We start from the raw sequence: 25,077 nt of genomic DNA, 5'->3' as shown, positions 1-25,077 counted from the left end.
TGTTGAGGTCGGCCGACAATCTCAGCAGAGAGTCATCAAGCTGGCGATTCAAGCTGTTGCCAAGAGGAAGACGCTCACGCTCCAAGCGTCGCCCCGAGCCAGCCACCGCAAGGCCATCAGGCACAGGCCCACCCTGGAATTCCACTAACAGGCGTCCAGCCAGGGCGAGCTGCAAACGATGTTCTCTGGTTAAACGGCGACCCTGCCGAGCAATCACGGGCCTATAGGCAAAGTCACCCCAGCGACTCGACCCTTTCACCCTTTCAAGCAGTGGCGGATGGGCCTCTAAAGCCGAACCCTTTAGCGCTGAATCATCCAGCAGGACCCCGCGCAATCTCACCCCCACCACACCGGTATCACCGCGCTCGCAAGCAGCAAGGCCATGCCCTGGCTTCCCCGGCAGCAAGGCCACAAAACTGCGCTGTTGGTCATCGAGCTGCAGCGTGCGATGCGCGGTGTAAAGCCGATCATCTGGATTGGCATGGCGATCGAGCCATGCCCTCCTTCGGCAGCGCACCCAGCTGCGCAGCAACCTGTCCGTGAGTGGCTTGTCAGCAAGAGGGGTGGCACCCATTCACCGACGGTAAGGCGGCCAGCTGCTAGATCCTGTGCAGCGCTTCCGACTCATAGTGTCTTCCCCGCTCCCGCTGGATGCCTCCCCGATCCGTTTTGGTACCGATGGTTGGCGAGGCATTTTGGGGGTGGACATCACCGTGGAGCGATTGCTCCCTGTTGCCGTCGCTGCAGCCCAGGAGCTCCTCCACCAAGCACCAGAAGGTTTAAACAGCCGCACCGTGGTGATCGGCTATGACCGCCGCTTCCTCGCACCTGAGCTCGCCGAAGTGGTGGCGGCAGCCGTCCGCGGCTGCGACCTAGAGCCGCTTCTCACCGAGACAGCCGTTCCCACCCCGGCCTGCAGCTGGGCGGTGGTGGAGCGCCAAGTGCTTGGAGCCCTAGTGATCACCGCCAGCCATAACCCTCCGGAATGGCTTGGCCTCAAAATCAAAGGTCCCTTTGGTGGATCGGTCGAGGGCACCTTCACTGCAGCGGTGGAGCGACGTCTGGCCGCTGGAGGCATCACGGTGCCGGTAGCTGGCAGTTTCGAGCGCTTTGATGGTCGCGAAGAGCATCTCGCAGGATTGCGAACCAAATGCGACCTCCAGGCTCTGACCATTGGACTGCAGGCCATGGGCCTCCACGTGTTCGTCGATCCCATGCATGGGTCTGCAGCCGGTTGCGTCGCAGACCTCTTGGGAGAGGATGCCAAGGACCTCATTACCGAGATCCGCACCAATCGAGATCCGCTGTTTGGTGGATGCGCGCCGGAACCCCTGGCCCCTCACCTAGGGGAACTAATAGCGGCGGTGAAAGCCTCCAAAGCAGCGGGCCGTAATGCCGTTGGACTGGTCTTTGATGGCGATGGCGACCGCATTGCCGCCGTGGATGAAAACGGCCGGTTCTGCAGCACCCAGCAGTTGATGCCACTTCTGATCGATCACTTGGCTCGCGCCAAATCTCTTCCTGGATCAGTGGTGAAAACGGTGAGCGGCTCCGACCTCATGCGTCTTGTTGCGGAAGATCTGGGACGGGAAGTCCTTGAACTGCCTGTGGGCTTCAAGTACATCGCCGCTGAAATGTTGGCCGGAGAGGTGCTGATCGGCGGCGAGGAGTCCGGCGGCGTGGGATTTGGCATGCACCTACCAGAACGCGACGCCCTGTTTGCCGCCATGCTCGTGCTCGAAGCGTTGGTGGAAGGGAAGCAACCCCTTGGCGAGCGCATGACAGCCATCCAAGAGCGCTGTGGTGGCGAGGCCCATTACGACCGCCTTGATCTCCGCCTCGCTGACATGGATTCGCGCCGCCGGCTGGAAGCCCTGCTGGCTGACACTCCTCCCCAGGAGGTCGCTGGATGTCCTGTGGTCGAGGTGGTCACCACAGACGGCGTCAAACTCAGGCTCGGCCCAAGCCATTGGCTGATGCTGCGCTTCTCTGGGACAGAACCCTTGCTTCGCCTCTATTGCGAAGCCCCCAGCCCGTCGCGGGTCGAGGAGGTTCTGAACTGGGCCCGCACCTTTGCAGACGCTATATGAGCAATCGCGTCCTGGTCATTGCCAGCGGCAACGCCGGCAAAATCAGAGAGTTTTCGAACCTGCTTCAACAATTTCCTCTGCAAGTGGATCCTCAACCCGATGGAATCCAGGTGGAAGAAACCGGAATCACCTTCCGCGACAATGCACTCCTCAAGGCTAGGGCCGTGGCGGAAGCCACGGGCCATTGGGCGCTCGCCGATGATTCCGGCCTAAGCGTGGATGCGCTGGGTGGTGCTCCAGGGGTCTACTCTGCGCGCTACGCAAACTCAGACCCCGAACGCATCGAGCGTCTCCTCAGAGAGCTGGGAGACCGCACCGACCGCCAGGCGCGCTTTAGTGCGGCGCTTTGCATCGCGGCTCCTGACGGCAGCATGCTTGCAGCAGTGGAAGGTCACTGCGAAGGATCGATCACCTTCAGCGCCCGGGGGACTCAAGGGTTCGGGTACGACCCCGTGTTTGAGGTCAAAAACAGTGGGCTTACCTTTGCTGAAATGACTCTGGATCACAAAAAACAACACGGGCATCGAGGTCGCGCCTTTGCACTGCTAAAGCCAGAGCTGGAGAAGCTTCTCGCGAACAACCCAAGCCAAGACCCGGGCACGACGCCAATTCCTTAACAGAACAACCCCTAAACAGAACAACCCTGTACGGTGCCCCTTGCTACTGACGAGGTCTATGGCCATCGCCATGACCACGGGTTACAGCGCGCAAACCGAAGGCGCACGCCTCTGCATCGATGCCGCCTCGGACTGGGCCCTGACTTGTGTTGATCAATTAACGAACGATTGCAGCCATGTGCTGATGGATTACGGCGCTGCCGACGGCGGCACCGCTGTTGGGCTGTGGTCTCAGGTCTTAGATCAGCTGCACAAACGACAGCCCAAAGCCCATCTCACTTTGATCGGCAACGATCTGCCCAGTAACGACAACGTTGCTTTAGCCGAAAATATTGCCAAGCAGCTGGGGAGGCCCCCCAATCCCACCGTGCTGGTGAGTGCTCGCAGCTTTTATGAGCCCCTTGTGGCCCCTGAAACCGTGAGTTTCGGATTCTCAGCCACAGCCATGCACTGGTTGAGTGAATCCCCTGGCCCCCTCAACACGCACACCCACGTGCTCGCCTCAGACGACAAAGAGGCCCTTGAGCGATTCACCGCTCAAGCCATGAAGGACTGGGCCAGCATCCTCGAACTGCGCAGCGTGGAGCTCGCCGTGGGCGGTCGCCTCCTGACCGTGAATTTGTCCCGTGATGACGAGGGCCGTTACCTCGGTCACAACGGCGGCGTGACGCGCAATGTCCACGACCAGCTGCATCAGATCTGGCGTGGCCTCGCTGATGAAGGTGTGATCAGCGAAGAGATCTACCGCAAAGGCACGATCCTGAACTTCTACAAGTCTCCAGAGGAGTTCATGGCTCCCCTGAAGGACAAGACGTCAGCGGCCTACCTCAATGGTCTAAGGCTCGTTGATGAGCGCACCGTTCACGTCCCCTGCCCCTATCGCAAGCGTTGGGACGAAGACGCTGACACCGCAGCCTTCGCCGAGGGACTGATGGCGACGATCCGTAGCTGGAGCCGCCACAGTTTCGCCTCAGTGGCTGGTGATGAGACAGCGGATCTCGTCTACGAGCGTCTCAAGCAGCGCATTGCAGAGTCTCCAGAGGAGTGGAGTCTTGATTACGTAGAGCATCACCAAATCATGGAGCGTGTGGCCTGATGACCATGGCCTCTCTGCAATCCGCCGGCACCCCTGCGGTGTCGGTGTTAGCTCAACATGTCTCCGATCATCTATCGGTGTTTGTCGTAGCCGAAAGCAGCGATAACGGCAAACCCGCTAACGGTGGATTGCGGCTGCTGAATTACTCCAGCGATGAAGCCTGCATCGCTGATGGGCATCGGTTGGCCAGTCTGATGACCCATAAGCACGATCTCTATGGAACGGGCTTCGCTGGCGGCAAGATTGTCGCCAGGGCTGCGGAGCCTGCCTCTGTCAAAGATGAGTTGATCAGCATCACCGCTGGGCTGCTCCAATCCTTGGATGGAGCCATGATCACCGGCTGTGATCTCAACACAAGCCTGGAAGACATGGAGCGACTGATGTCGCTCACCCCCCATGTGTTGGCTGCCGTCGGAAGCCCTGTGGATGCAAGCGCTGCTACTGCCTTTGGGACAGTGGGTGCCGTTGAGGCGGTGCTCGCACAATCTCTTACAGAAGCCAAGCCAGGCAAGGCCCTGGTACATGGATGCGGAGCTGTGGGTGGAACGGTGGCGAAAACCTTGATCCAGCATGGCTGGCAGGTCTGCACCGTCGATATGAATCCAGAGCGGGCGGGGCTTCCAGGAGCGACACCCCTACCCCCCAGCAGTCCGTGGTGGGAACAGGAACTCGACCTCCTGTTGCCCTGCTCCATCTCAGGCCTGATCGACCCGGAAATGGCCAGCGCTTTGCAGGTCAAAGCGATTGTTCCAGCCGCCAATGCTCCTTTCCAACAGCCCGAAATTGCCGATGATCTGCGACACCGCAGCATCCGCGTCCTGCCCGATCCACTCGTGAATGCCGGGGCCGTGATTGCCGACTCGATCGAGCGCTTCTCGCCTGAGGCTTGGGGGCAAGCCACACCTCAGCAGGTGTACGACTTTGTGCGCCATGAAGTGCGTCAGCGCGCTACTGATTTCTTAAAACAACGAGGAGATGGCCTCACTGTCAGTGACGCTCTGGTTGAAGTTGCCGCCCACACCGGTAAAGATCCCATAGGACTCAGCTTCGGACTAGCCGCATGACATCCACCTCTCTCCCCGCCAGCGCAGCAGTGGTGATCATCGGAGGCGGCATGGCCGGCCTCAGCTGTGCCGCATCACTCGCGCGCCGAGGAATCAGCGACGTCATTCTTCTTGAAGGCAAAACGCTGGCCCACGCACGAGCCAGCAGCTTCGGCGAGACCCGAATGTTCCGGGAGATGTATTCCGACCCGGTGCTCTGCCGTCTCGCCCAAGAAGCCAATCGCCTTTGGCGGGAAGAGGAGACCCATGCCGGAGAAATTTTGCGTGACACCCATGGGCTTCTTTTTTACGGAGAAAGCTGGGATGAGGAGACGATCGAAGGATCGATCCCCGGAGCTCGCAAGGTAATGGATGATCAGGGCATTCCCTACGAAGCCCTGAGTGCCGCTCAGATCGCAGAGCGCTTCCCGCTGAAACCCAAGGCCCATTTCACCGGATTATTCGAACCCACGGCTGGTGCCGTCCGCAGCGACAAAGTTATTGCCCATTGGGTTCGTACCGCCCGTCATGCAGGCCATCAGGTCATTGAACACAGTCCTGTTAGCAGCATTGATGCTGATGGCGGCGGCGTCACCCTCGAAGACGGTCATCACATCAATGCAGGGCATGTTGTTGTGGCCTGCGGCATCTGGAGTCAACTCCTACTGGCCCCATTAGGACTTGCTCCAAAGCTTGAAATCTGGCCGATGCTCTGGGCCCATTACACCGTGGATCCAGCTCTCGCCAGCCGTTACCCCCAGTGGTTTTGTTTCCAACAAGAGCGCGGCGATGACGGAGGCCTCTATTACGGCTTCCCCTCCCTCAGCACCACCGCTGACGGGCGTCCTCGCATCAAAGCCGGGATCGACTGGTCTCCCCAGGAGCTCCGCGTCGCCGAACCCAATGCCATGTGCACCGAAGCGCCGGCCCGCCTCCTGGATCTCCTGGATACCTTCCTGTTCAACGAACTGGACGGCGTGCAAGAGCGGGTGGAAACGGTGATGAGCCCTTACTCCATGACCAGCGATGTGAATTTCGTGTTGGACCGGCTCACCCCCAAACTGAGCCTGTTTGCCGGTGGATCCGGCCAATCGTTCAAATTTGCGCCGCTGATTGGTGATTCGCTGGCCCGTCTTGCCAGCGGCGAACAACCCGCTGCAGACATCTCCTGCTGGAGCCATCAACGCGACGCCGTCCGCGCCTGAATCTTTACTGATACGACCTGTGTCTGAATCCCCCACCCCCGTCCGCTCGTCTTTGAGCCAACCACCCCTTTGGGTTGGTGCCATTCCGCTGCTGGTTTTTCTACTTGTCTCCGCCATCGATCTGGCGTTAGCGAAGCACTTCACGGAAACCGGCAAAACCATCGTCAGCCACTCGCTCGGGGGGCTCTGGCAATGGATGGTGATGCTGCTGTTCCTGATCGCCCTTGCCATTGCCATCAGTCCGGTCGGGAAACTTCGGCTTGGGGGAGCAACAGCAAAGCCCAGTCTGAAATTTTTCGATTGGTGTGCCGTCTTGATTTGCACCCTGCTCGCGGGCGGCGGCGTGTTCTGGTCTGCAGCGGAGCCGCTCTACCACTTCCAAACCCCCTCCCCTGTCTTTGAGGGAGTGGTGGGAAGCACAGCGGCAGCTGTTGATCCGGCTCTAGCCGTGAGCTTTCTGCACTGGGGCTTTCTCGCCTGGGCGCTCGTGGCCACCACCACCACGATTACCTTTTCCATTTTGGAACAACGCGGCGAACCGCTGCGGCCTCGCACTCTCCTCGTCAACATCCTTCCAAAGGGTTGGGTGAATGGTCCGATTGGAGATCTTGCCGATGGCCTGTCGGTTGTTGCGGCGATCGCAGGCACGGTTGGCCCGCTTGGTTTCCTGTCGCTTCAACTCAGTAATGCGGCAGGACAACTCCCATGGCTGAGCGATAGTGCCGGACTTCAGTCCCTGGTGGTGGTTCTGCTGACTGCAGTCTTTGCCACATCCACCGTGAGTGGAATCCAAAAAGGGATTAAGTGGCTGTCGGAGCTCAATGTGTGGCTCACGCTCGTATTAGGGGCCGGGTTGCTGATCCTCGGTCCTGGCCTCTGGCTGATCCAGCATTTTTTCAGCGGTTTTTGGACCTACTTGCTGCATCTGCCTCAAATGGCCTTGATGCCGCGATCTGACGTCACTGAACCCTGGCTGAACAGCTGGACTGTTTTCTACTGGGGCTGGTTTTTGGGCTATGCGCCACTCATGGGACTGTTCACGGCGGGAGTGAGCCGCGGCCGCAGCATCCGTGAACTTGTTCTCGCGGTAGCCATCCTCTGCCCGATCGTGACCAATCTCTGGTTCACCTTGCTTGGTGGAACTGGAATGAACCTGGAACTCGCAGGGTCAGGCATCAGTGATGCACTGGCGCAAAACGGGGCTGCTGCTGCCTTGCTTGCGATCCTGAGTGCCCTTCCCCTCTCAGGCTTGCTTATCCCAATCGGGCTTCTGTTGGTGGTGCTGTTCATGTGCACAAGTGCCGATTCGATGAGTTATGCCGCCGCCATGGTGGTGAGCGGACGCAATGAGCCATCGCAGAGGTTGAGGTTGTTCTGGGCCTTGATGATCGGCAGCCTCACCTTGGTGTTGTTGAGAATCGGAACGGGCTTAGGGGACAGCACCTCCATTGATGCCCTCCAAGCCTTCATCGTGATCACAGCGGTGCCTGTCACACCACTGGTGTTGTTCACGCTATGGAGCGCTCCAAGACTCGCTTTCAAGGAATGGCAACGCAGCGGTCAAGCTGCTGAATGAGCAGGCGCGCGGCTGAACTGAATCCAAGCCGCGACCGCGACGCCAAAGAGGCCAAAGAGGCCATAAACCATAAGGACCGGACTGAGATCACCCGGTCCTGAGGCCTCAAGGATCAACCCCGACACGATCGACATCACCCCGCCCGTCACGGTGCCAGTGGTATTCACGATGGCCACGGTGAGGGCGGTTTGACCTGGAGGTGCTGCGTCTTCGGCAATGGGGAACGCCAGGACCGAGGACCCAAGCCCAAGACCGAGGCCAAGCGCTGCCAGCAACAACAGGCCTCCCGCTTGATTGGGAAGCTGGAGCAAAGCGATCAACGCCAACACACTCATGCCGGTGCCCATGAGCAAAACCAGCCCGCGGCGGCTTGAGCGACTACCAATCCAACCAGCCAACACCATCCCAATTCCGATCCCAAACGACATCGTCAGGGACATCCACTGCGTGCGCTCAGCGCCCCAAACACGCAATCCTGAAATCAGCCCGTACTGGGCCAAACCAAACACAAAACCACCACCCCAGGCGTACAGCAAACAAGCCTTGATCACCGTGCCAACACCAGCGCGGTCCCAGTGCACAGCGCTGACCAGGCGTCCATCGTTGTGGGGCTCAGGAGATGGCAAACCGCGGCCAAGGACCATCACAGGCACCACCACCATCACGGCCAGAAAAAGAGCTTGAAAGACCACCAACTGGCGCCAAACCGTCCACGGAAACACCAGCGGAATCAGAGCAGCAAAGACAGCACCCCAACCAAGCAAGCTATCGGTGAGGCCCATCGCCAAGGCAAATCTGTTCTGCGGCAAGGCGCGACGTGCCAACAAGGCCGATGCAGGAAAGGCCACAGCACAGGCAACCCCTGTTCCCATACGGCTGAGCATCAGCCCAACAAGATCGGTACTGAACGCAAAGGTCAGACTGAACCCGGAGGCCATCAAGGCGGCAATCCAGATCCAGCGATCAACTCGACCCTGGTCGAGCAGCCGCCCGACGGGAATCTGCAGCAAGCCATAGGGAACCAGGAAGCTTCCAGCGATCAAGGAGACCCGACTCGCCGAGAGCTGCAGATCACGGCCAAGCGCATGGTCATAAAACTGAAAACTGGTCTCTGCCCAGATCAGCCAGGCCACAAACAGCAAGCTGACCAACCAGAGGCGGCGATTGGGCATGCGGGCACAAACAACACCACTTGAGTGTGTCCACCACCATCAGCGCAGGCAATAATCCAAACCAAGCGTGAGGGATCGCTGGGGTTTGGGGGCCTCGTCTGAGCGAAACGCTGGCTTAGACATCCTTGCCTCTGCATAGGCGACTGGCCGCACAACACCACTGCGTTGGTTGATTCGCAAGAGGTCCACGCGGCCCAACCCCAAGGCGCTCGCAGTGTCGTTCGCGCGGCGACGCCCTTTGTTCAAGGCCCGTTTCAGCAACTGATCATCCAAGGCCGCACCGCCGCTGCTGGAGGCCAGTGATGTCATGCCTTGGAGGCGCACTCCAGGCAGGCGACCCGCCAATTGAATCAGCGCATCGTAATTGTCGCGGCTCACTTCACCACCAATACGCGTCGTGGCTCTCTCCAGCTTGCGACTGGAGGAACTGCCACTTCCATAGGAATAGCTGCGTGGAGCGGGAATGCTCAAGGCATCAAGAACGAAGGGTCCCAGCTCTTGCCGCGCCCGATCAAGCCGCTGATTGAGAAGCGCCATCGCGGCCGCTTTGGAAGGAGCTTCCGCTAGCAATCCAAGCGAGAAGCGAAAGCGATCGCTGGATGTGGTGACGCTTTCCAGAACCTGAATTTCCAATAATGTGCCATTACAGACCCTTACTGATGCAAGAACTGGTGAAGCCGACCAAAAGGCGACCTGAAACCCAAGCGGTGTAATCACTGCAGGCATGGTGAAAGCAATTTTCCGGAAAGAACGCCACATCGATTGTTGAAACATATCAAACACAGCAATCAAACACTCCTAACAAAAACCAGAGGCAATGCATGAATAAGACTTCACCATTGCATTTGTACTTGGAGCCAACTTGTTACAAGCTCGGACAATACAATTACCACAATGAATGGAAAAGATTACACAATCATTGGCATCCCCAAAGCTTCTAACCTTCAAGGACAACTCATCGCAAGACTCGGCGCTACATCCAAACAAAACACGAAACCAAGAGAGTACAACCGCGAACTCTCATCCAGAGGTCGAGCCATAAAGCCTCAGCAGCAAGCACTCATCACCAACCAAAGCCCCATACATCAAGACTCGACAAAAAGAAAACCCTGACGAGACAAACAAACAAACTGCCCCATACTTGGGCAATCCAAAACGTGAAAAGATTGGCCCGAAACAATGGAGCAATGACAAATATTTACCAACAATGCAATACGACTTGAGGCTAAATAGCCAACAAGAAGCAGGCAAAATGCACATAAAAGCATTATCAACAACAAAAAGCTCGCGATGCCACGATCACTCCCAACAACAACTTATGCCTTTGCGAAACAACTTGAAACAATCTTCTCGAGATCATTAAACAGATCAGATTTCACAAAGTAATCGGTTGCGCCAGCATCGAGAGCCTGCTTCTTGATGTCAGTGTCACAAAGACTTGTACAGACAAACACACAACCTTTATACCCAAGCAACCTTAAGCGTTTAACACAATCAATGCCATTCATCTGAGGCAAAAGCAAATCCACGAAAATACCAGCCGATGGATTAGCAGAGGCATAGTCGATCAGATCAAAGGCATTTTCAAAAAAACAAGAAGTGATGCCTAACTCATCTAATTCAACCTGCAGGGCTGATCGGATACGAGGATCATCATCAACAACAAGAAGGGGAATCGTAGACATTAGCGCAGCTTTCGTTAAACGAATTGAATCACAGAGAAGCAACCCGAGACGTAGGTCGCACTACCAACTTGGCAAAAGGCAGCTGATTCTTCAATAATTTTATCCTAACTACTCATTGAGGCGAGTCAATGATGTTCAAAAATAAAAATGCATCTAATGCAATTTCCAACACTAACACAAAAGGACCACAAGCTGATATTCAGTCGACATATCAATTAGCACAAAACACATATCATTCAAACAAGCGAGAGGGTTGTCAATGCTTCGAATAGTCAATCAAGTTTCAAGAGCGAGTGCGTCGAGAACGGGTGTTTCTAGGCAACTCACCAAATAATTGCTTATATTTAGCCGAAATACGGCCGCTATGCTGGAGCCCAACCTCTTCGCAGGCAGAAGATATATCCATTCCATTAATAATCTTATCTCTCAACCTATTAAGTCTTAATTCCTGCAGTACTTGCAAAGGTGTGCGACTCATAACGGCCTGAAAAGCAACCTGCAAAGTGCGACCAGAGACACTACAGGCGATGCAGAGATCAGAAAGAGTAATATTTTCACTAATATTGTTCTCCATGTAAGAAAGTGCAATCTGCACATAACTAGGCTGCGATTGAGCCTGCTTTCCGCTAACAAGCACATCTGGCTCAACACTAATCAATGTGGCCAATAGCGATACAATTGATTCTTCAAGTGGCTGAAGGACTCGAAGGCTACCGACCTCATCCCCAAGGGCGAAGAACTTCAACAACTGATTAGCGCAAGCCAATACAAGTTGCTCATGCCCAGGAATAGCGTCATGAAGCGTAAGAAGACTCGGAAGCTGAGTGCCATGCTCGATAGATTCAGATAACAAATATTCTGACTTTATATGAAAAATATAACCAGAAAAAAACTCCGCTGCTGGGGCAAGTTTTATTGACTCTCCAGGAAGAAGAATAAAAGCAAGACGCTGAGGATTTGAGAAAATCTCACGATTACCCGCCATACCCCTAAAAAGGCCAACATCAGAAATGCCAAAAGAGAAAAGATCTTGGGGATTTCGAGCAAGAATGCTTTTTACAGACCCTTTACAGCTAACTTTGACAATCGATAAATTAGTTCCTAGATACTCAGACCCTGTAACTTCAAGCGATGTATCATCAACTTCAGACTGAAAACGGGGATCAATGCTAGCAATCCATGCAGAAAGGCATTGATCAACCTCAAGTTTCACGATGCCTCCAAAAGCTTTCTTTCTAAATCATAATACCCCCTTTTAATCAAGCAAGGGTAGAGATGTCGCTTGAATGGCCCCTCTATAAAGAAGATATGCACAAAACGCATTGATCAAAAAAGCAAGAAAGGAGCCCAAGTGGCCGTATATTATCTAAAACTAGCGAACTCATCGAAACCATAAGTAAGCAAAGATTGTCAACGGAGCATTAAAAAGAAAAGAATAAACGCACAAATATTTCTTCAATATTCATGAAGCCCCAAGCGAACAAAGTTGATATTAGTCACAATTCAATAGGCTCAATATCATCAATCAGAGAAGTGACTGAGGCCAACACACAAATTACAACTCTATTGGTCACTCAATAGGAAATTCAAAGCGCATGATCGTCCCGCTTTTGCCAGAAGACAAGATAAAGATACTGCCATTCATAAGCCGTACAATTTGATGAACCAAAGCTAGTCCAATTCCACTTCCTGGAACATCGGCTAAATCACTTTTACCTCGTTGAAAGGGCTTAAATATTGTCCTTTGATCCTCCTGAGAGATGCCAGGCCCATAATCCTTTACATCAAAGCAAATATTACAATCATCAGAGGTGATCGACAACTCTATAGGTGTATCGCCAGGAGAATATTTTGAAGAATTTTCCAAAACATTGATAATGCATTGACGCAAGCGGGCTGAATTAACAGAAATCATTACAGTATCAACCATACTCAAATCCTCTGGAGAAGGTGTTAGAACTCGATCTCCCCAAGCCAATGGTTCAAGTTCTGCAGATAGATCAGCAATGACATCTATTGCCTTAACTGAACTCAGTTTAAGTTTGAGACTACCTGATTCACTTCGCGCCAAATCAACTAAATCTCTAACCAAATGATCAGCATCCCAAACTTCCTTTCTAATAGAAGCAAGAAGTTTACGATCAGACTCTGAAAGATCTGTCAAATGTCGATCAAGGCGTCTTGCAGAACTATTAATTAAGGTGAGCGGAGTTATCAACTCATGGCTAACCGCACGTATAAATAACAATTGATTGCTCCAAGATTCTTGCAAACGATCAGCAAGCCCATTGTAGGATTTCACAATCCCTTGAAGTTCAGATGGTTGAGACTCAATGGGCACCCGTTTGTCTGAAACAAGCCCAGACGCCCGAAGCCTCATGTCGTCCATAACGGATTCAAGCTTGGTTAAAGGCAGCAAAGAGCTGGTTAACAATCTCCGGATTAGGACAGTGGCAATGGCCACAGCAAAGATCCAAACGACAAGTAAGAAGATCAAATTCTCTTGACGTCCCGCAGGGCTCACGCCTACATCTTCGAGGAATCGTAGTACTCCCTGGTTACCTGGTAAAGGCATAGAGCACGTGAAATAGGTTTGCCCATCAAACACAAAGCTTCTAGGTTTTTGCATTCCAGAAGCATTGACACCTGCTGCTTCTAAGAGTTTTGGGCTACCAAAAAACTGTTGAACAGGAGCCGTATTAGGGAATAGAGGGTCCTTAGTCGGTCGACTCAACCATACCAATACACGAGTAGCTGAAAAATTATTCAAAATCTGTCTATAACGTTGATTGTCGAGAGTCTCATCTTGACTACCCGGTGTCTGCTTTACGTCATCAAATTCATTTTTGATTGCCATGGCAGTTGCCATCACTAATCGCTCATGTCGCTGCAAGCGATCACGTTTTATGATTTGGTCAGTAGCAATTAATAAGATCCCAAAACTAATCGTAAAGAGGCCTACCAATGAATATCCGAGACGTCTGCGGATTGAAATATTGCTTTTAGTCATACGGTACCTTCAATCAATGCCTTTTTAGCGCTGACCTGCAGACGAAACAACCCCATTGCGTCGGATGACTCACAGCTCGCTGGCGAGAAAGCCAAAAGAGCCTATCCGGTGTATTCAAAGATGTGGAACAGAAACTATCATGCCAAAATTGATAGATTTACGTTTTCTGGATCCCAATATCCGTCCATAGTAAACAACAAACGATCATTAAGAAAAACATCAGTGAATGGATCTTGATTAGCAGATATGGAGAATTGGATATCTTCGAGAGACTCACCTTGCTGAAAAATGGTCGGAGCCAATTCAATCTCCTCCATGCTTTCGTAATCACGCAAACTCACAAAGCCTGTTTCATAGAATTGAAAAGTATCCATTCCTGAACCGCCATAAACTTCCCACAGCGAATCTCCTTTTACGACAATCACATCTTCACCGTCAAAAGCATACAGTTGCTGGACAGGAATTTCATCAAAATCTTCCAAAGAGAGCCCAGTCAAAGTATCATTTTTCATCGTTCCAAATAATTGAATTGGAAGCGAGCTTACCTCCTCAAGAGAAAGGCCTTGCTCAAGACTATCGATCTTTTGAAGAACTTGAGATCCAGTAATATAGCCAATTATTTGACCTTGAAGATCTCCATCTTTCAGATGAATGCCACCATAAATTCTTGAATCTCCAGCTTGAGCTGCAGCCCCTGTAAAGTAAACTGCCGAAATAGTAACTTCATCACCAATCCCCGGAATTCCATCAAAGCCATCGACAGAATAAACTGAATCATCATCCGCTAGGGTTACTGAAAAATCAAAGTAATTGCTGTCAAAAGATTGATTGAAAATATAATTAGCAGAGCTGCTGAAAGCTGAATGCCCTGATGGAATATCTGGAAAAGGTGGAGTGGGTAAGTAGGGTCTCCAGTCTTTGGCAAGCGATCCGTCACTTAAGACTTCATTAGGTTTATATTGGCCGATTGCGGTTACAGGTCGAACAGAGTTATAAAAATATTTTACGTTCCAGGTAGCTATTCCAGCATCGGACATAGAAAGAGACACTCCCAAGTTTAGCTTGAGAGCCTCGTCAAGATCAAGATTACGGCTTACAGATAGATCAACGGCTTGTTCTTGCCATAGACCTGGAGGGAAAGAAGTAAATGGTCCACCCTCATAATACTCAGCAATAGCTCTTTCTTGTGCAGTGAGATTTAGACGTTTATCTCTGACATCTATCAAATCGTCAATAAACTCTTTATTTAGTTCACCAAGTTCTGCATATGGTGAGACAATACTAGTTGGAATCAACTTATCAGGTTCAATTGCAAATGGTGTTACCTCTCCCCATTGAGGAGTCAGTGCACTTTGACCATCTAGAGGCTGCCAGGATGAATCTATTTTTGTATTAGGGTCATTAGGATCATACACACTTGGGGAGGGGATATAGTCAGTAGTATCTTCATAAAATCCAAGCTGATTGGAGCCATCTTTTAATGCATACTGATTAATGCTTGACGAAACTGTCTCACCAATATTGGTTCCGATAGAGACAACCAAATCAGCAATTTTCCCCCCTAGCTCAGACAAATCTAAATTTTTTGCCAATAACTTTTGAGCAGCGCCAACTAGGATCTCAGGCATTCCCTCTTTAAACAACGAAGTCTCAATGCCAGAGACCAAATTAAAGGCAGAAACATCCATTGCCACTTGTCGCACAGCATGTTCCAGGATCTCCTGAACAATTGTCGTAGAAGCTTGATATAGATATTTAAATTCAGCTAAGTCATTGCATGCAATCTCAAAGCTCTCAAGTAGAGAAATAAAACTTGCTTGCTTCTCCTTATTATAAATTGAGCCTATAGCCGTATCCTCAAAGACTGCCCAAGAATCCCATAGGGTGATATTAAGATAACCAAAAAACCGAGAGCATGCAGTTGGACCGCTGAGTGAAGCAGTCGCAAAATCCAAAGCAAGATTATTCCATGCCAAAAGATGATCAGGCATGTCAAATACACCAGCTAGATTCTCTAAAGGCTGTATTTTTGACAATGAGAATTCAGAAAAAATAGATATATTTTCAATGAGCGAATCAAAGTAGCCCACAGAAGGGAAGGAATCCTGAAAAGAACCACTGTTGACGCCGCCGGGCTCATCTATTAAACCTAACAAAGGAGCAAATAGTCTCTTTGCACTAAACTTTTGTGAGAAGGAATCAACAACAGGAATAAGAGACGAGTTAGCACTCTGTGTGTCAGTCTCTGATTGAATCTTGAAAGATGTCGTCAGAGCATTGATGCCTGAGATTGGAGAAGACGCCTCTAAAGTGACATTGATCTGATTCCCAGCAGAGACGATTTGGGATTCAGGCAAACAATCAACTGATTTCGATTTAATATCACTATTTAGCTCCAAGTCAGTAGGCCCTAACTTAATATCGCTATCTAACTCCAAGCTAGTAGGCTGTAACTCAATATCACTATTGAATTCCAAGGCAGAAAGTCCTACCTGAATATCACTATTTAACTCTAAGCTAGAAGTCTCTATCTGACTGTCACTAATTAGTTCCAAGCCAGTAGGCTCTGCCTCAATATCACGATTGAATTCCAAGCCTGAAGGTTCCACCTTAATGTCAGAACTAAAGACCGTTAAAGCAAACTTTGCTTTTTCATCAATACTTGAATTAATATCAAAACCATACCAACCCCTGCTTGCCCTCAGATAAACATGTTCATAAGAATTGTCTTTTAACTTTTTACCCCAGAAGGAATAAAGGAATGAGGTATATCTATACTTCCGATTGCTCCCGAAAAAACTTGAGAAAAGCACAGATCAGGGATGCAAATGAAATATCAGTCTGATAATTTCACCATACAGGCAAACAAAAGAGCTCGCAACTAGGCAAGAGAAATGTTGCGCAAACAGAACATTACTGCGCAATAAGAACAACAATTTTTTTTAAATTTCTTAATTTACCAAAAAAAATGCATTTAGCAAGCTTTCCAGAAATACTCGCTGAATCGATCCACACTGGCTTGGGGAGCTCTCATGATTAGATCATGCAAGTTGTACTGAGGATTCGCTCCAGCTTCCATGTAAGCCATGGGGAATGGCTAAGGGTAATTCCAACAAAGCAACTTCGCTGAGGTCTCGCGCATCAAGAATATATAGATCAGAGGCATCTCTAGCTCCATTCCAAACTAAATCCAACACCCAGCCATCATCTTCAGAACTGGCATTGGGTCTGGGCACCATGAGAGGTTCGCTCACAAATCCACTGGGCGCCGCACTCCAAATATGCTTTTCACCGGTTTTAAGATCCAGCTTTTTCACAACTTGCAGTGGATCATTCCCTTGTTCACGAGCTGCAGCAGCCATCCAGGCGAAGCGACAGGGAAGACCTTCTTGATTGGGGTTAACCATCGCGAATTCACAACAACGTTCGCTCAATCGAGTGGTCTCAACCTTTGCAGAATCGAGATTGATGCGGCACTGCTCGAGTAATCCCTCGGGGATGAGGTCGAAATTCACATCAGCAAAATCTTGATCAGGACCGATCGAGGGAAAGTCGCTGTAATAGATGCTCTCCACGACAACATCTCCATCCTCTTCCCAGGCATTGAGGTGATGAAAGACAAAGCCATCGGGAGCATCGATGACGCGTGGTTCCTGCCCAGCGAAAGCACCGCTATCTCTGGGGATCAACCAGAATTTGGCCTTTGCATTGGGATTGGACGTGAGGCATTGAGCCGCTCCCTTTTGCCCAAGCACAAAGGGGAGCGGATTGAACGAGATCGCATTCTGTAGAAACACTGCCCAATTCGGAGTGATGGCGAAGTCATGCAGGAAGGCGAATCCGGCAAACGTATCCCGGCGATCACTGAGCAGATCACCGGCTCGAATCCCATCCGCAGCATTATCTTTTGTCGCAAATTCCATCAAGCGAACGGTGCTGCGAGGCCCGGTTTTCACCCCGAAGGTCACCATCCGCGGGTCACCGTGATGGCCAGGGTCGAAACGGGGGTGCGCGCTAAAAGCCTCACCTTTCTTGAGAACACCACCGAGGAGGGAGAGGCCCCTCGTTTCCAGGGTTTGGGGATCTAAGGCGTGGGGTTCAGCGGCTTCCCATAAAGCCAAGAGGTCATCTCCAAGCCGAACCACACCGGTGTTGGCAATATTTTTGAGGCGTAGATCAAATGCATTCGCAAGCGGACCGCCTGGCTTTTGGCTCCCAAAAACGCCGCGGAACAGCACCTTCCCTGCCGCTTCCTCAGCTTTCCAACCACTGGTGCGAACAAAGCGGTTGCTGCAGCGCACGCCTTCCGCGTCGAAGTGCAGGACTGTGATCATCCCGTCACCATCAAACGGATGATGCACGCGCTGACCATCCCGTTCCAAGCGGCCAGGTCCATTGCGATAGAGGGAACCGCGCAACGCATCCGGCACCGCGCCCCGCACTGGCTTCAGGGGCACATCAGTGAGTTCTTCGTCCACGTTGCGGAAGGCACTAGACCATTCCGAGCGGTTGAAACGAGCAGAGGTGGGTGCAACGGTCACTGGGCTACCAGATGTGGATTCCATCCTCTCGTAACAGACCATGAAGCGTGGCCCTACGCGAAGATCCGTTGGCTAAGAGCCACCCGCTTGCTCCAACACCCCCTTGCTGCTGGGCACCGATCCAGACCGGCGAGGGTCAATCTCAGTCGCCATCCGAAGCGCCCTCGCGAAAGCCTTGAAACAGGCCTCAACAATGTGATGGGAGTTCACTCCATCCAACTGACGAATGTGCAAGGTGAGGCCTGAGTTATTGACGACAGCCACAAAAAACTCTTTCACCAATTCGGTGTCATAGGTCCCGATCTTCTGCGTTGGGATCGTGAGCCCCCAACTGAGATGGGGGCGTCCGGAGCAATCAAGAACCACCTGCACTAACGCTTCATCCAGCGGTGCCACAAAGTGGCCAAAGCGGTAGATCCCGCGACGATCACCCAGAGCCTTCGAGAGCGCCTGACCGACAGCAATCCCAACATCCTCATTGGTGTGATGGTCATCGATGTGCGTATCGCCACTTGCCGTGATCTCCAAATCGATCAGGCCATGGCTGCTGATCTGATGAAGCATGTGATCGAGAAAGTGCACCCCTGTGCTGGCCTTACAGCTGCCGCTGCCGTCCAGCCCGAGTCGAACCCTCACATCGGTCTCGCCTGTAACGCGGTGAATCTCCCCAATACGCATGCATTCAGGCGCCCCTCGACGCCTCGTGACTGACTTGATCATCGCGAATAACGTTCAACGCAGCCAGGGCCCCTTTGTGGAAGAAGGTTGCGCCAGCGGGTCGGAGGCCCCAAGAAGATCGTGGCTGATCAGGGCACAAAACCGATCCATGGGTAAGGCGAACCGGGCATCAATGAACGGATTCTCAAGGAAGGTGCCGATCCGCTCAGCCATGAGAAAAATGAGAAACACCATCCACCCCACGAGCGCTGCAGTGATGGGGCCAATCGCATCCAGCTTGAGGAACACCAAATAGCCGTACACCCATGTCAACGCCCGGATGAAAAAGGTCGAGGACGTGGGGAGAGGCTGGTGGCGGATCCGTTCTAAACCTCCAAGGGCATTGGTGATCTCCTGCTGCACGCGTCCAAACTCACGGCTTTCGACACTGTCCAACCAACCATCCCGATGCAGCTTGAATTGCTCCTTTGCCATCTGCTGAAGCAGGAGTTGCACGCATGGGTTTTGAAATCCAAGCTCGAGAGCAAGCACATGGGCTGGTGCAGCCAGCACTGCCTCTTCACGATTAGCGCCGCGCAACTCAGCATTCAGGCACCACATCAACAGCACTACCTGCTGCAGAAGACGACGCCGTAAAGAAAGCGGCAGCTGTCTAGGCAAAACACGTGTGAGCAAATCACGCCAATTGCGACTTTGATTCACCATCGCCCCCCAGAGCACCCGCGCTTCCCACCAGCGGTTGTAGGCCTGGCTGTAACGAAAGCCAAGAAAAAGGCTGAGAAGCAAGCCAAGAACCTGCACCAACGTTTCCGGAAGCAACGTCCTCGCAATCGTTGCGTTCACAGGGAGGCTGAGCACGCATAGCAAGGTTGCGAGCAGCAAACTCCTCCCCTGGCGTCTCATCAACCACCAGGAGAGCTGCAAGTACTCAAGACATCCGCGCGGCCGAATCACATGCCATTGATGCAGTAACCAGCATCCACATAAATGGTTTGACCAGAAATGCCGCTCGACAAATCACTGAGCAGGAACGCAGCTGTGTTCCCAACTTCGTTTTGAGTGACCGTACGGCGCAGGGGCGCCTTCTCCTCCACGTTGTGAATCATGTCGAGGATCCCTCCAATCGCAGAACTCGCCAGCGTGCGAATCGGGCCAGCACTGATTGCATTCACGCGCACCTGCTTTTCGGGTCCAAGTTCAGCGGAGAGATAGCGAACGGAGGCTTCCAAAGCCGCCTTCGCCACACCCATCACGTTGTAGTTGGGAATCGCCCGCTCAGCGCCGAGGTAGGTCAAGGTCACCACACCCGCTTTCTCACTGAACAACGGTTTGGCGTGACGGCACAGAGGAGCAAGGGAATAAGCGCTGATTTCTAAAGCACGGGCAAATCCCTCTGCCGTGGTGGCACTGAAGTCGCCCACCAGTTCCTCTTTTCCTGCAAACGCCAAACAATGCACAAGGCCATCAAGCTGCCCCCACTTGTCCTTAATTTCAGCGAACACCGTCTCCATCTGAGCGGCATCCTGAACATTCAAAGGCAAAAACAACGAAGGCTCTAAGGGAGTCGTGAGCTCACGAACCTTGGTTTCAAACCGGCCCTTCTCATCAGGCAGATAGGTGATTCCGAGCTCGGCTCCAGCCGCTTTGAGCTGTTGCGCGATGCCCCAGGCGATCGAGCGATTGTTGGCGATGCCAGTAACAAGGATCTTCTTACCAGTGAGATCAAGAAGCATCAGGCCGCACCCCGGAGTGGTTGATGCGAGCGATTCTCTCCCATGCCGGGGCACTCACGCTCACAACGACACATCGACAGCATGGAGTGGCTTTTTTTGACCTGCACCAGTGTCCAGGCTGCCGCACGCTGCGCCGCTCAGTTGGCCGAGCGAATCCACAGATCTGCCCCGAGATCTTCCCGAGCGCACAGCGCTGAATTCTCTGCTATCGCAAGAGTTTCCAACCGCATTGGGAGAGCTGAGCCCAATCGAAGGCGGTCGAGCCGCTGCTGAACGGCAGCTCAGGGCGATGGATGCCAAGCGCTATGGCCGCAGTCGCAACCACCTCAACGGTTCTGTCACACGCCTCTCGCCCTACATCCGCCACGGAATTCTCACGCTTGCGGAGGTGCGAGATGCCGTCTTCTCACAGCTAAAACAGAACAACCAAGGAAGGGATGACGGCGGAAAACTGATCAACGAACTGGGATGGCGTGATTTCTGGCAGCGGATGTGGCTTGATCTCGGCGATCGCATTCATGACGATCAGGAAGATCACAAAACAGGCCATGCCGCCGGTGAGTATCAGCAGGGTCTCCCCAATGACATCCGGGAGGGACGAACAAACCTGGCCTGCATGGACGGTTTCAGAAAGGAATTGGTGACTCAGGGATGGCTGCATAACCACGCGCGGATGTGGATGGCGGCCTACCTCGTGCACTGGAGACGGGTGCACTGGCGTGCAGGGGCTGACTGGTTCCTCGAGCACCTGCTGGATGGCGACCCCGCCAGCAACCACCTGAGCTGGCAGTGGGTGGCCAGCAGCTTCAGCCACAAGCCCTATGTCTTCAATCGCCAAAACCTGGAGCGTTACAGCAACGGGCGGTATTGCCAGGACTGTCCGAGCAACGAATCCTGCCCCTTTGATCGCAGTTACGAGCAGTTGGAGCAACAGCTGTTCAAGCTTCAGCCAGCCATCCGTGAGGGAAGCGCTCGTCGCTCATCCCGCTCCGGCTCACGGCCCAGGAACCAGCGATTTTGATGGACCCCCGCAAACCAATCCTCTGGGTGCATGAGGAAGCCCTGGGACCAGCTAACCCCGCTCTTCAGGACTACCCCAACACACCAGGACTGTTCGTGTTCGACGACGCCTGGATTCAAGACCAATCCATCAGCCGTAAACGCATCGGTTTTTTGTACGAATCCGCTTTGAGCCTTCCGCTCACCCTGCGCCGAGGTGATGTGGCGCATGAGGTGCTGCGTTTCGCCCAACGCCATGGAGCCGACGCTGTGGTCACCAGCACCATGGCGGATCCCCGCCTCCAACGCATTGCTGCGGCTATTGATCGGGAGCTTCCTCTCTGGATGCTCGACCCGGATCCCTTTGTGGAGTTACCCAAACCACCCCGGCTGGGTCGCTTTAGTCGCTACTGGCGAGACGCGGAACCTGTGGTCTGGGAAAGGTTTTAGTCCTCCTTTAAAAGCTTGTCCTCGCGCTGTTTTTCCTCAACAGGATCGGTCAGAAGGTCTGGGTATTCCAAGGCCGGAAGACTCACGGGCATCAGATCTGATGCCTTCAACGGTGGTTCCAGCCATTGCCACCGTGCCTGAGGAGCTCGGAGTTTGCACAGCGCCTCGAGCTCCTGCTTCAGAGTCTTTCGAACGTCTCTGCGCTTTACCGCTGCAAGAAACTCGGCACGGGGCGCCAATCCCGAACTAAACGGAGCACTACCGTTGCCGTTAAACAATCGCGCCGGGTCAGGAAGCCAGCGCGGTGAACAGACAGCTGGATCGCTGGTATCGGTTTCCAAATAGAGATGAATCCCATAGCCATCGGGTTGACTGACGACAGCAAGTCCATCGTGGGGCGTATTGCGCTGCAGGGGAAAGACTTTCCAGGTGGTTGCTTTCTTCTGGACACAGGCGCTCACTAGTCCTGCCATGACCACCATTGTCAGCACCCGCACCATCAACTCGATCCTGCTTTGACAGGTAATTCTCTACCGACTCAGGATGGCGGGATCCACCATTGCTCGACGCCATGGTCCTGACGCCATCCACGATGCTGCCTCTTCAGCATCCTCTGCCTCAATTTTCACTGCCCCTGGTGTCGGGTCAGCCGCCCTGGTCCTCGCCAGATGAGCTGGTGAGTAGCAGAGATCTGCCAGGACGTCCTCTGTTGGTGATGCTGATTTGTGCTCACTGCCCATTCGTGAAACACGTGGAGCCAGAGATCACCCGGTTGGAGTTGGATTTCGGAGACCAGATCACCATGCTCGCCATCTCCAGTAATAGCCTCACCACCCACCCTCAAGACGGACGTGATGGGCTGCGGCAACAGGCCGATCAGCAGGGCTGGCGCTTCCCCTATTTGCTGGATGAACAGCAAACACTGGCCAAAGATCTGCGTGGCGCCTGCACCCCTGAGTTCTATGCCTTTGCACCCGATGCCGATGGCACGCAAACGCTTCGCTATCGAGGCCAACTCGATGCAAGTCGGCCTGGGAATGAGCAGCCTCTCGACGGAGCTGATCTACGCGCTGCACTCACAAATCTCTTGGCTGGAAGCCCTGTGAGCGAGACGCAGCTGCCGTCCGTGGGCTGCAACATCAAGTGGAACCCTGGCCAGGAACCCCCATGGTTTGGCCAGTCGACTTAAGGTGCCCGCCATGCAGGTGCCTCCGTTCAGCCTCACAGATCAGCTCGCCGATCTCGGATCAGAGCTCGATAATGCCGTCTTGCGGGTGTTGCGCAGTGGGCAATACATCGGTGGCGCCGAGATCAAACAATTTGAGGACGCGTTTGCCGCAAGCGTGAACAGTCGCCATGCCGTGGGTTGCAACAGCGGTACTGATGCCTTGGTCCTGGCCTTGCGAGGCCTTGGCATCGGCTCTGGCGATGAGGTGATCACGGCATCCTTCAGCTTCTTTGCAACGGCCGAAGCGATCAGTGCTGTGGGAGCGACGCCCGTGTTCGTGGACGTGGACCCTGTCACCTATCTGATCGACCTCAATCTGATTGAAGCCGCAATCACACCCGCCACGAAGGCGCTGCTACCCGTTCACCTATTCGGCCGTCCGGTGAACATGGCACGCATCATGGACATCGCCCATTCCCACGGGCTCAAGGTGGTGGAGGACTGCGCGCAGGCGACAGGGGCCAGCTGGGACTCCAAACCCGTTGGCAGTTGGGGGGATGTGGGCTGTTTCAGCTTTTTCCCCACGAAAAATCTCGGAGCTGCAGGCGATGGCGGCGCGATCACCTGCCAAGACGATGATCTTGCCCAACGCATACGTGAGCTGGCGGTGCATGGCATGCCCCGCCGCTACCTGCACACCGCCTTGGGCTACAACAGCCGCCTGGATTCCATTCAGGCCGCAGTTCTCAACGTGAAGCTGCCATACCTCAGCGGATGGGTCGAGAAGCGAGCAGCAATTGCCAAGCGCTATCTGGAAGCCCTCAAAGACATCCCGGGCCTTGAGCTCCCCGATTCCGCCACTGATGCGAACGTGGGCCATGGCTGGAATCAGTTTGTGGTGCGCGTAGGCCTCTGCCCAAACAACCAGCCGTCCTGTGACAGAACCTGCTCGGAATCAGACAGCACCTTGGGCTTGCCCTCCAGCCGTTGCCGGGACTGGCTCAAGCAAAGCCTCCAAGAGCAAGGTGTTAACACGATCATTTACTACCCCATCCCAATCCATCGGCAGCCGGCATACGAAGGCCAAGCGCACGCTGAGGGCAACCTGCCGATCACCGATCAACTGTGCAGCGAAGTGCTGAGTCTGCCGATCTTTCCGGAATTAACGCCTGAACAACAGGAGCGCGTGATCGCGGTGTTGCGCGAGCAACTCGTGGCTCAGATTCAAGAGCGGATGGTGGCGTAAAGCGCCTTGAACTTGGCCTGCTGCACTTTGTGATTCATCAGCTGCTCCGGATAGCCCCTGCGCTCTAAAGCAGCGATCTCTCCACTGATCAAATCCTTGGTGTTGACGTGCCGCAATTCAGGAACCCATTCACGGATGTACTCGCCCTCGGCATCAAATTTGGACGCCTGAGTGGCCGGGTTAAAAATCCGCAAAGGCTTTGGATCCATGCCACTGCTGGCGCTCCATTGCCAGCCACCATTGTTGGCAGCCAAATCTCCATCCACCTCCAACTCCATGAAGGCGCGCTCGCCCCAACGCCAATCACAGATCAAATCCTTCACCAGGAATGAGGCCACGATCATGCGGCAACGGTTATGCATCCAGCCGCTTTGGTTGAGCTGTCGCATCGCCGCATCGATAATCGGCATCCCCGTTTGTCCTTCCCTCCAAGCGTCAAACCAGTCGCTGTTGTTTTCCCAGGGGAAACGGCGCCACTGCTCGCGATAAGGACCATCCGCCAGTTCAGGAAAATGGAACAAGGCCTGCTGGTAAAACTCACGCCAGCAGAGTTCCTGTTCCCACACCGTGATCGCCTGCCGTTGCTCATCACTACGGGCGATCTCCTTGACTCCTTGGGCAGCGCACCAGGCCTGACGAGGACTGACCGTACCCACACTCAATCCCGCACTGAGATAAGACGTTCCTGGTATCCCCGGAAAATTGCGATCGGGTTCATAGGCCAGCAATGCCCCGTCAGCAAACGTGGCTAACTGCTCAGCCGCCGCG

General features: G+C 53.5%; 23 protein-coding genes. 10 read left to right on the top strand and 13 right to left on the bottom strand.

The genetic code is table 11. The features are described 5' to 3' along the window. The coding region (locus NCN04_RS00445; RefSeq protein ID WP_250394823.1) for a TM0106 family RecB-like putative nuclease at positions 1 to 574 on the bottom strand (574 nt) is incomplete at its 3' end. 52 nt (positions 575 to 626) lie between these two features. Here NCN04_RS00445 and NCN04_RS00440 point away from each other — a divergent pair. The 6 genes from NCN04_RS00440 to NCN04_RS00415 are packed head-to-tail and all read left to right on the top strand — an operon-like array spanning position 627 to position 7,627. Continuing rightward, entirely contained in the window at positions 627 to 2,090 is a 1,464-nt protein-coding gene (locus tag NCN04_RS00440) for a phosphoglucomutase/phosphomannomutase family protein (RefSeq protein WP_250394826.1), read from the top strand. Next, the gene (gene rdgB / locus NCN04_RS00435) at positions 2,087 to 2,707 is read left to right on the top strand and encodes an RdgB/HAM1 family non-canonical purine NTP pyrophosphatase (RefSeq protein WP_250394822.1); all 621 of its coding nucleotides are present in this window, start codon (positions 2,087 to 2,089) and stop codon (positions 2,705 to 2,707) included. The genes NCN04_RS00440 and rdgB overlap by 4 nt, the downstream gene beginning before the upstream one ends. A gap of 58 nt (positions 2,708 to 2,765) precedes the next feature. Next, positions 2,766 to 3,803, top strand: coding sequence for a class I SAM-dependent methyltransferase (locus NCN04_RS00430; RefSeq protein ID WP_048347785.1), 1,038 nt, complete (start codon positions 2,766 to 2,768; stop codon positions 3,801 to 3,803). Continuing rightward, complete coding sequence (locus NCN04_RS00425; protein ID WP_250394821.1) at positions 3,803 to 4,867, top strand: Glu/Leu/Phe/Val dehydrogenase dimerization domain-containing protein; 1,065 nt, start codon at positions 3,803 to 3,805, stop codon at positions 4,865 to 4,867. The genes NCN04_RS00430 and NCN04_RS00425 overlap by 1 nt, the downstream gene beginning before the upstream one ends. Continuing rightward, positions 4,864 to 6,051 (top strand): FAD-dependent oxidoreductase, encoded by a 1,188-nt coding sequence (locus tag NCN04_RS00420; protein ID WP_250394820.1) that lies wholly within the window; start codon positions 4,864 to 4,866, stop codon positions 6,049 to 6,051. The genes NCN04_RS00425 and NCN04_RS00420 overlap by 4 nt, the downstream gene beginning before the upstream one ends. 19 nt (positions 6,052 to 6,070) lie before the next feature. Next, positions 6,071 to 7,627 carry a BCCT family transporter gene (locus tag NCN04_RS00415; protein WP_250394825.1) on the top strand — a complete coding sequence of 519 codons (1,557 nt, stop codon included), beginning with the start codon at positions 6,071 to 6,073 and terminating at the stop codon, positions 7,625 to 7,627. Here the strand turns inward: NCN04_RS00415 and NCN04_RS00410 are convergent. The 10 genes from NCN04_RS00410 to fabI form a co-directional block, all read right to left on the bottom strand. Further along, positions 7,612 to 8,799: an MFS transporter gene (locus tag NCN04_RS00410; protein ID WP_250394819.1), complete on the bottom strand. Its 1,188-nt coding sequence runs from the start codon at positions 8,797 to 8,799 to the stop codon at positions 7,612 to 7,614. The genes NCN04_RS00415 and NCN04_RS00410 overlap by 16 nt on opposite strands. 39 nt (positions 8,800 to 8,838) lie before the next feature. Next, complete coding sequence (locus NCN04_RS00405; RefSeq protein WP_250394818.1) at positions 8,839 to 9,432, bottom strand: SIMPL domain-containing protein; 594 nt, start codon at positions 9,430 to 9,432, stop codon at positions 8,839 to 8,841. Between the two features lie 683 nt (positions 9,433 to 10,115). Then, a complete protein-coding gene (locus tag NCN04_RS00400; RefSeq protein ID WP_250394817.1) occupies positions 10,116 to 10,484 on the bottom strand; it encodes a response regulator in 369 nt (122 codons plus the stop codon). 283 nt (positions 10,485 to 10,767) lie between these two features. Further along, positions 10,768 to 11,697 (bottom strand): helix-turn-helix domain-containing protein, encoded by a 930-nt coding sequence (locus tag NCN04_RS10680; protein WP_250394816.1) that lies wholly within the window; start codon positions 11,695 to 11,697, stop codon positions 10,768 to 10,770. 357 nt (positions 11,698 to 12,054) lie between these two features. Next, the gene (locus tag NCN04_RS00390) at positions 12,055 to 13,494 is read right to left on the bottom strand and encodes a sensor histidine kinase (RefSeq protein WP_250394815.1); all 1,440 of its coding nucleotides are present in this window, start codon (positions 13,492 to 13,494) and stop codon (positions 12,055 to 12,057) included. Between the two features lie 137 nt (positions 13,495 to 13,631). Continuing rightward, positions 13,632 to 16,307 (bottom strand): vanadium-dependent haloperoxidase, encoded by a 2,676-nt coding sequence (locus NCN04_RS10675; protein ID WP_250394814.1) that lies wholly within the window; start codon positions 16,305 to 16,307, stop codon positions 13,632 to 13,634. 228 nt (positions 16,308 to 16,535) lie between these two features. Beyond that, on the bottom strand, positions 16,536 to 18,059 hold the full coding sequence (locus NCN04_RS00380; protein WP_250394813.1) for a carotenoid oxygenase family protein: 1,524 nt from the start codon (positions 18,057 to 18,059) through the stop codon (positions 16,536 to 16,538). 48 nt (positions 18,060 to 18,107) lie between these two features. Next, the gene (hisB, locus tag NCN04_RS00375) at positions 18,108 to 18,713 is read right to left on the bottom strand and encodes an imidazoleglycerol-phosphate dehydratase HisB (protein ID WP_250394824.1); all 606 of its coding nucleotides are present in this window, start codon (positions 18,711 to 18,713) and stop codon (positions 18,108 to 18,110) included. A gap of 54 nt (positions 18,714 to 18,767) precedes the next feature. After that, positions 18,768 to 19,637, bottom strand: a complete 870-nt coding sequence (locus NCN04_RS00370; protein ID WP_245407196.1) for a bestrophin family protein — start codon at positions 19,635 to 19,637, stop codon at positions 18,768 to 18,770. A gap of 26 nt (positions 19,638 to 19,663) precedes the next feature. Next, positions 19,664 to 20,446 (bottom strand): enoyl-ACP reductase FabI, encoded by a 783-nt coding sequence (gene fabI / locus NCN04_RS00365; protein WP_048347778.1) that lies wholly within the window; start codon positions 20,444 to 20,446, stop codon positions 19,664 to 19,666. Between the two features lie 109 nt (positions 20,447 to 20,555). Between fabI and NCN04_RS00360 the strand changes: the two genes are divergently transcribed. After that, positions 20,556 to 21,467 carry an FAD-binding domain-containing protein gene (locus NCN04_RS00360; protein WP_250394812.1) on the top strand — a complete coding sequence of 304 codons (912 nt, stop codon included), beginning with the start codon at positions 20,556 to 20,558 and terminating at the stop codon, positions 21,465 to 21,467. Continuing rightward, a complete protein-coding gene (locus tag NCN04_RS00355; RefSeq protein ID WP_250394811.1) occupies positions 21,467 to 21,895 on the top strand; it encodes a hypothetical protein in 429 nt (142 codons plus the stop codon). The genes NCN04_RS00360 and NCN04_RS00355 overlap by 1 nt, the downstream gene beginning before the upstream one ends. On the opposite strand, the gene NCN04_RS00350 is transcribed toward NCN04_RS00355, so the two are convergent. Next, positions 21,892 to 22,395, bottom strand: a complete 504-nt coding sequence (locus tag NCN04_RS00350; protein WP_250394810.1) for a hypothetical protein — start codon at positions 22,393 to 22,395, stop codon at positions 21,892 to 21,894. The two genes, NCN04_RS00355 and NCN04_RS00350, sit on opposite strands and share 4 nt — an antisense overlap. Before the next feature lie 71 nt (positions 22,396 to 22,466). Between NCN04_RS00350 and NCN04_RS00345 the strand changes: the two genes are divergently transcribed. Both NCN04_RS00345 and NCN04_RS00340 read left to right on the top strand, forming a co-directional pair. Next, positions 22,467 to 23,084 (top strand): thioredoxin family protein, encoded by a 618-nt coding sequence (locus NCN04_RS00345; protein WP_250394809.1) that lies wholly within the window; start codon positions 22,467 to 22,469, stop codon positions 23,082 to 23,084. 10 nt (positions 23,085 to 23,094) lie between these two features. Then, positions 23,095 to 24,309 (top strand): DegT/DnrJ/EryC1/StrS family aminotransferase, encoded by a 1,215-nt coding sequence (locus tag NCN04_RS00340; RefSeq protein WP_250394808.1) that lies wholly within the window; start codon positions 23,095 to 23,097, stop codon positions 24,307 to 24,309. Here NCN04_RS00340 and NCN04_RS00335 read toward each other — a convergent pair. Further along, on the bottom strand, positions 24,288 to 25,077 hold a 790-nt coding region (locus NCN04_RS00335; RefSeq protein WP_284498481.1), incomplete at its 5' end, for an FAD-binding domain-containing protein. The two genes, NCN04_RS00340 and NCN04_RS00335, sit on opposite strands and share 22 nt — an antisense overlap.

The organism is Synechococcus sp. MU1655, assembly GCF_023630655.1.
Lineage (GTDB): Bacteria > Cyanobacteriota > Cyanobacteriia > PCC-6307 > Cyanobiaceae > Synechococcus_C.
The sequence above is the reverse complement of the archived record's forward strand: the minus strand, read 5'-3'. Positions and strand labels throughout refer to the sequence as shown.

Excerpts from the sequence above, each read along its gene's own strand:
- NCN04_RS00430 (WP_048347785.1), top strand. The coding sequence starts at position 2,766 with ATGGCCATCGCCATGACCACGGGTTACAGCGCGCAAACCGAAGGCGCA.
- NCN04_RS00355 (WP_250394811.1), top strand. The coding sequence starts at position 21,467 with ATGGACCCCCGCAAACCAATCCTCTGGGTGCATGAGGAAGCCCTGGGA.
- NCN04_RS00400 (WP_250394817.1), bottom strand. The coding sequence starts at position 10,484 with ATGTCTACGATTCCCCTTCTTGTTGTTGATGATGATCCTCGTATCCGA.
- fabI (WP_048347778.1), bottom strand. The coding sequence starts at position 20,446 with ATGCTTCTTGATCTCACTGGTAAGAAGATCCTTGTTACTGGCATCGCC.
- NCN04_RS00345 (WP_250394809.1), top strand. The coding sequence starts at position 22,467 with ATGGTCCTGACGCCATCCACGATGCTGCCTCTTCAGCATCCTCTGCCT.
- NCN04_RS00340 (WP_250394808.1), top strand. The coding sequence starts at position 23,095 with ATGCAGGTGCCTCCGTTCAGCCTCACAGATCAGCTCGCCGATCTCGGA.
- NCN04_RS00410 (WP_250394819.1), bottom strand. The coding sequence starts at position 8,799 with ATGCCCAATCGCCGCCTCTGGTTGGTCAGCTTGCTGTTTGTGGCCTGG.
- hisB (WP_250394824.1), bottom strand. The coding sequence starts at position 18,713 with ATGCGTATTGGGGAGATTCACCGCGTTACAGGCGAGACCGATGTGAGG.
- NCN04_RS00380 (WP_250394813.1), bottom strand. The coding sequence starts at position 18,059 with ATGGAATCCACATCTGGTAGCCCAGTGACCGTTGCACCCACCTCTGCT.
- rdgB (WP_250394822.1), top strand. The coding sequence starts at position 2,087 with ATGAGCAATCGCGTCCTGGTCATTGCCAGCGGCAACGCCGGCAAAATC.
- NCN04_RS00420 (WP_250394820.1), top strand. The coding sequence starts at position 4,864 with ATGACATCCACCTCTCTCCCCGCCAGCGCAGCAGTGGTGATCATCGGA.
- NCN04_RS00425 (WP_250394821.1), top strand. The coding sequence starts at position 3,803 with ATGACCATGGCCTCTCTGCAATCCGCCGGCACCCCTGCGGTGTCGGTG.
- NCN04_RS00390 (WP_250394815.1), bottom strand. The coding sequence starts at position 13,494 with ATGACTAAAAGCAATATTTCAATCCGCAGACGTCTCGGATATTCATTG.
- NCN04_RS00350 (WP_250394810.1), bottom strand. The coding sequence starts at position 22,395 with ATGGTGCGGGTGCTGACAATGGTGGTCATGGCAGGACTAGTGAGCGCC.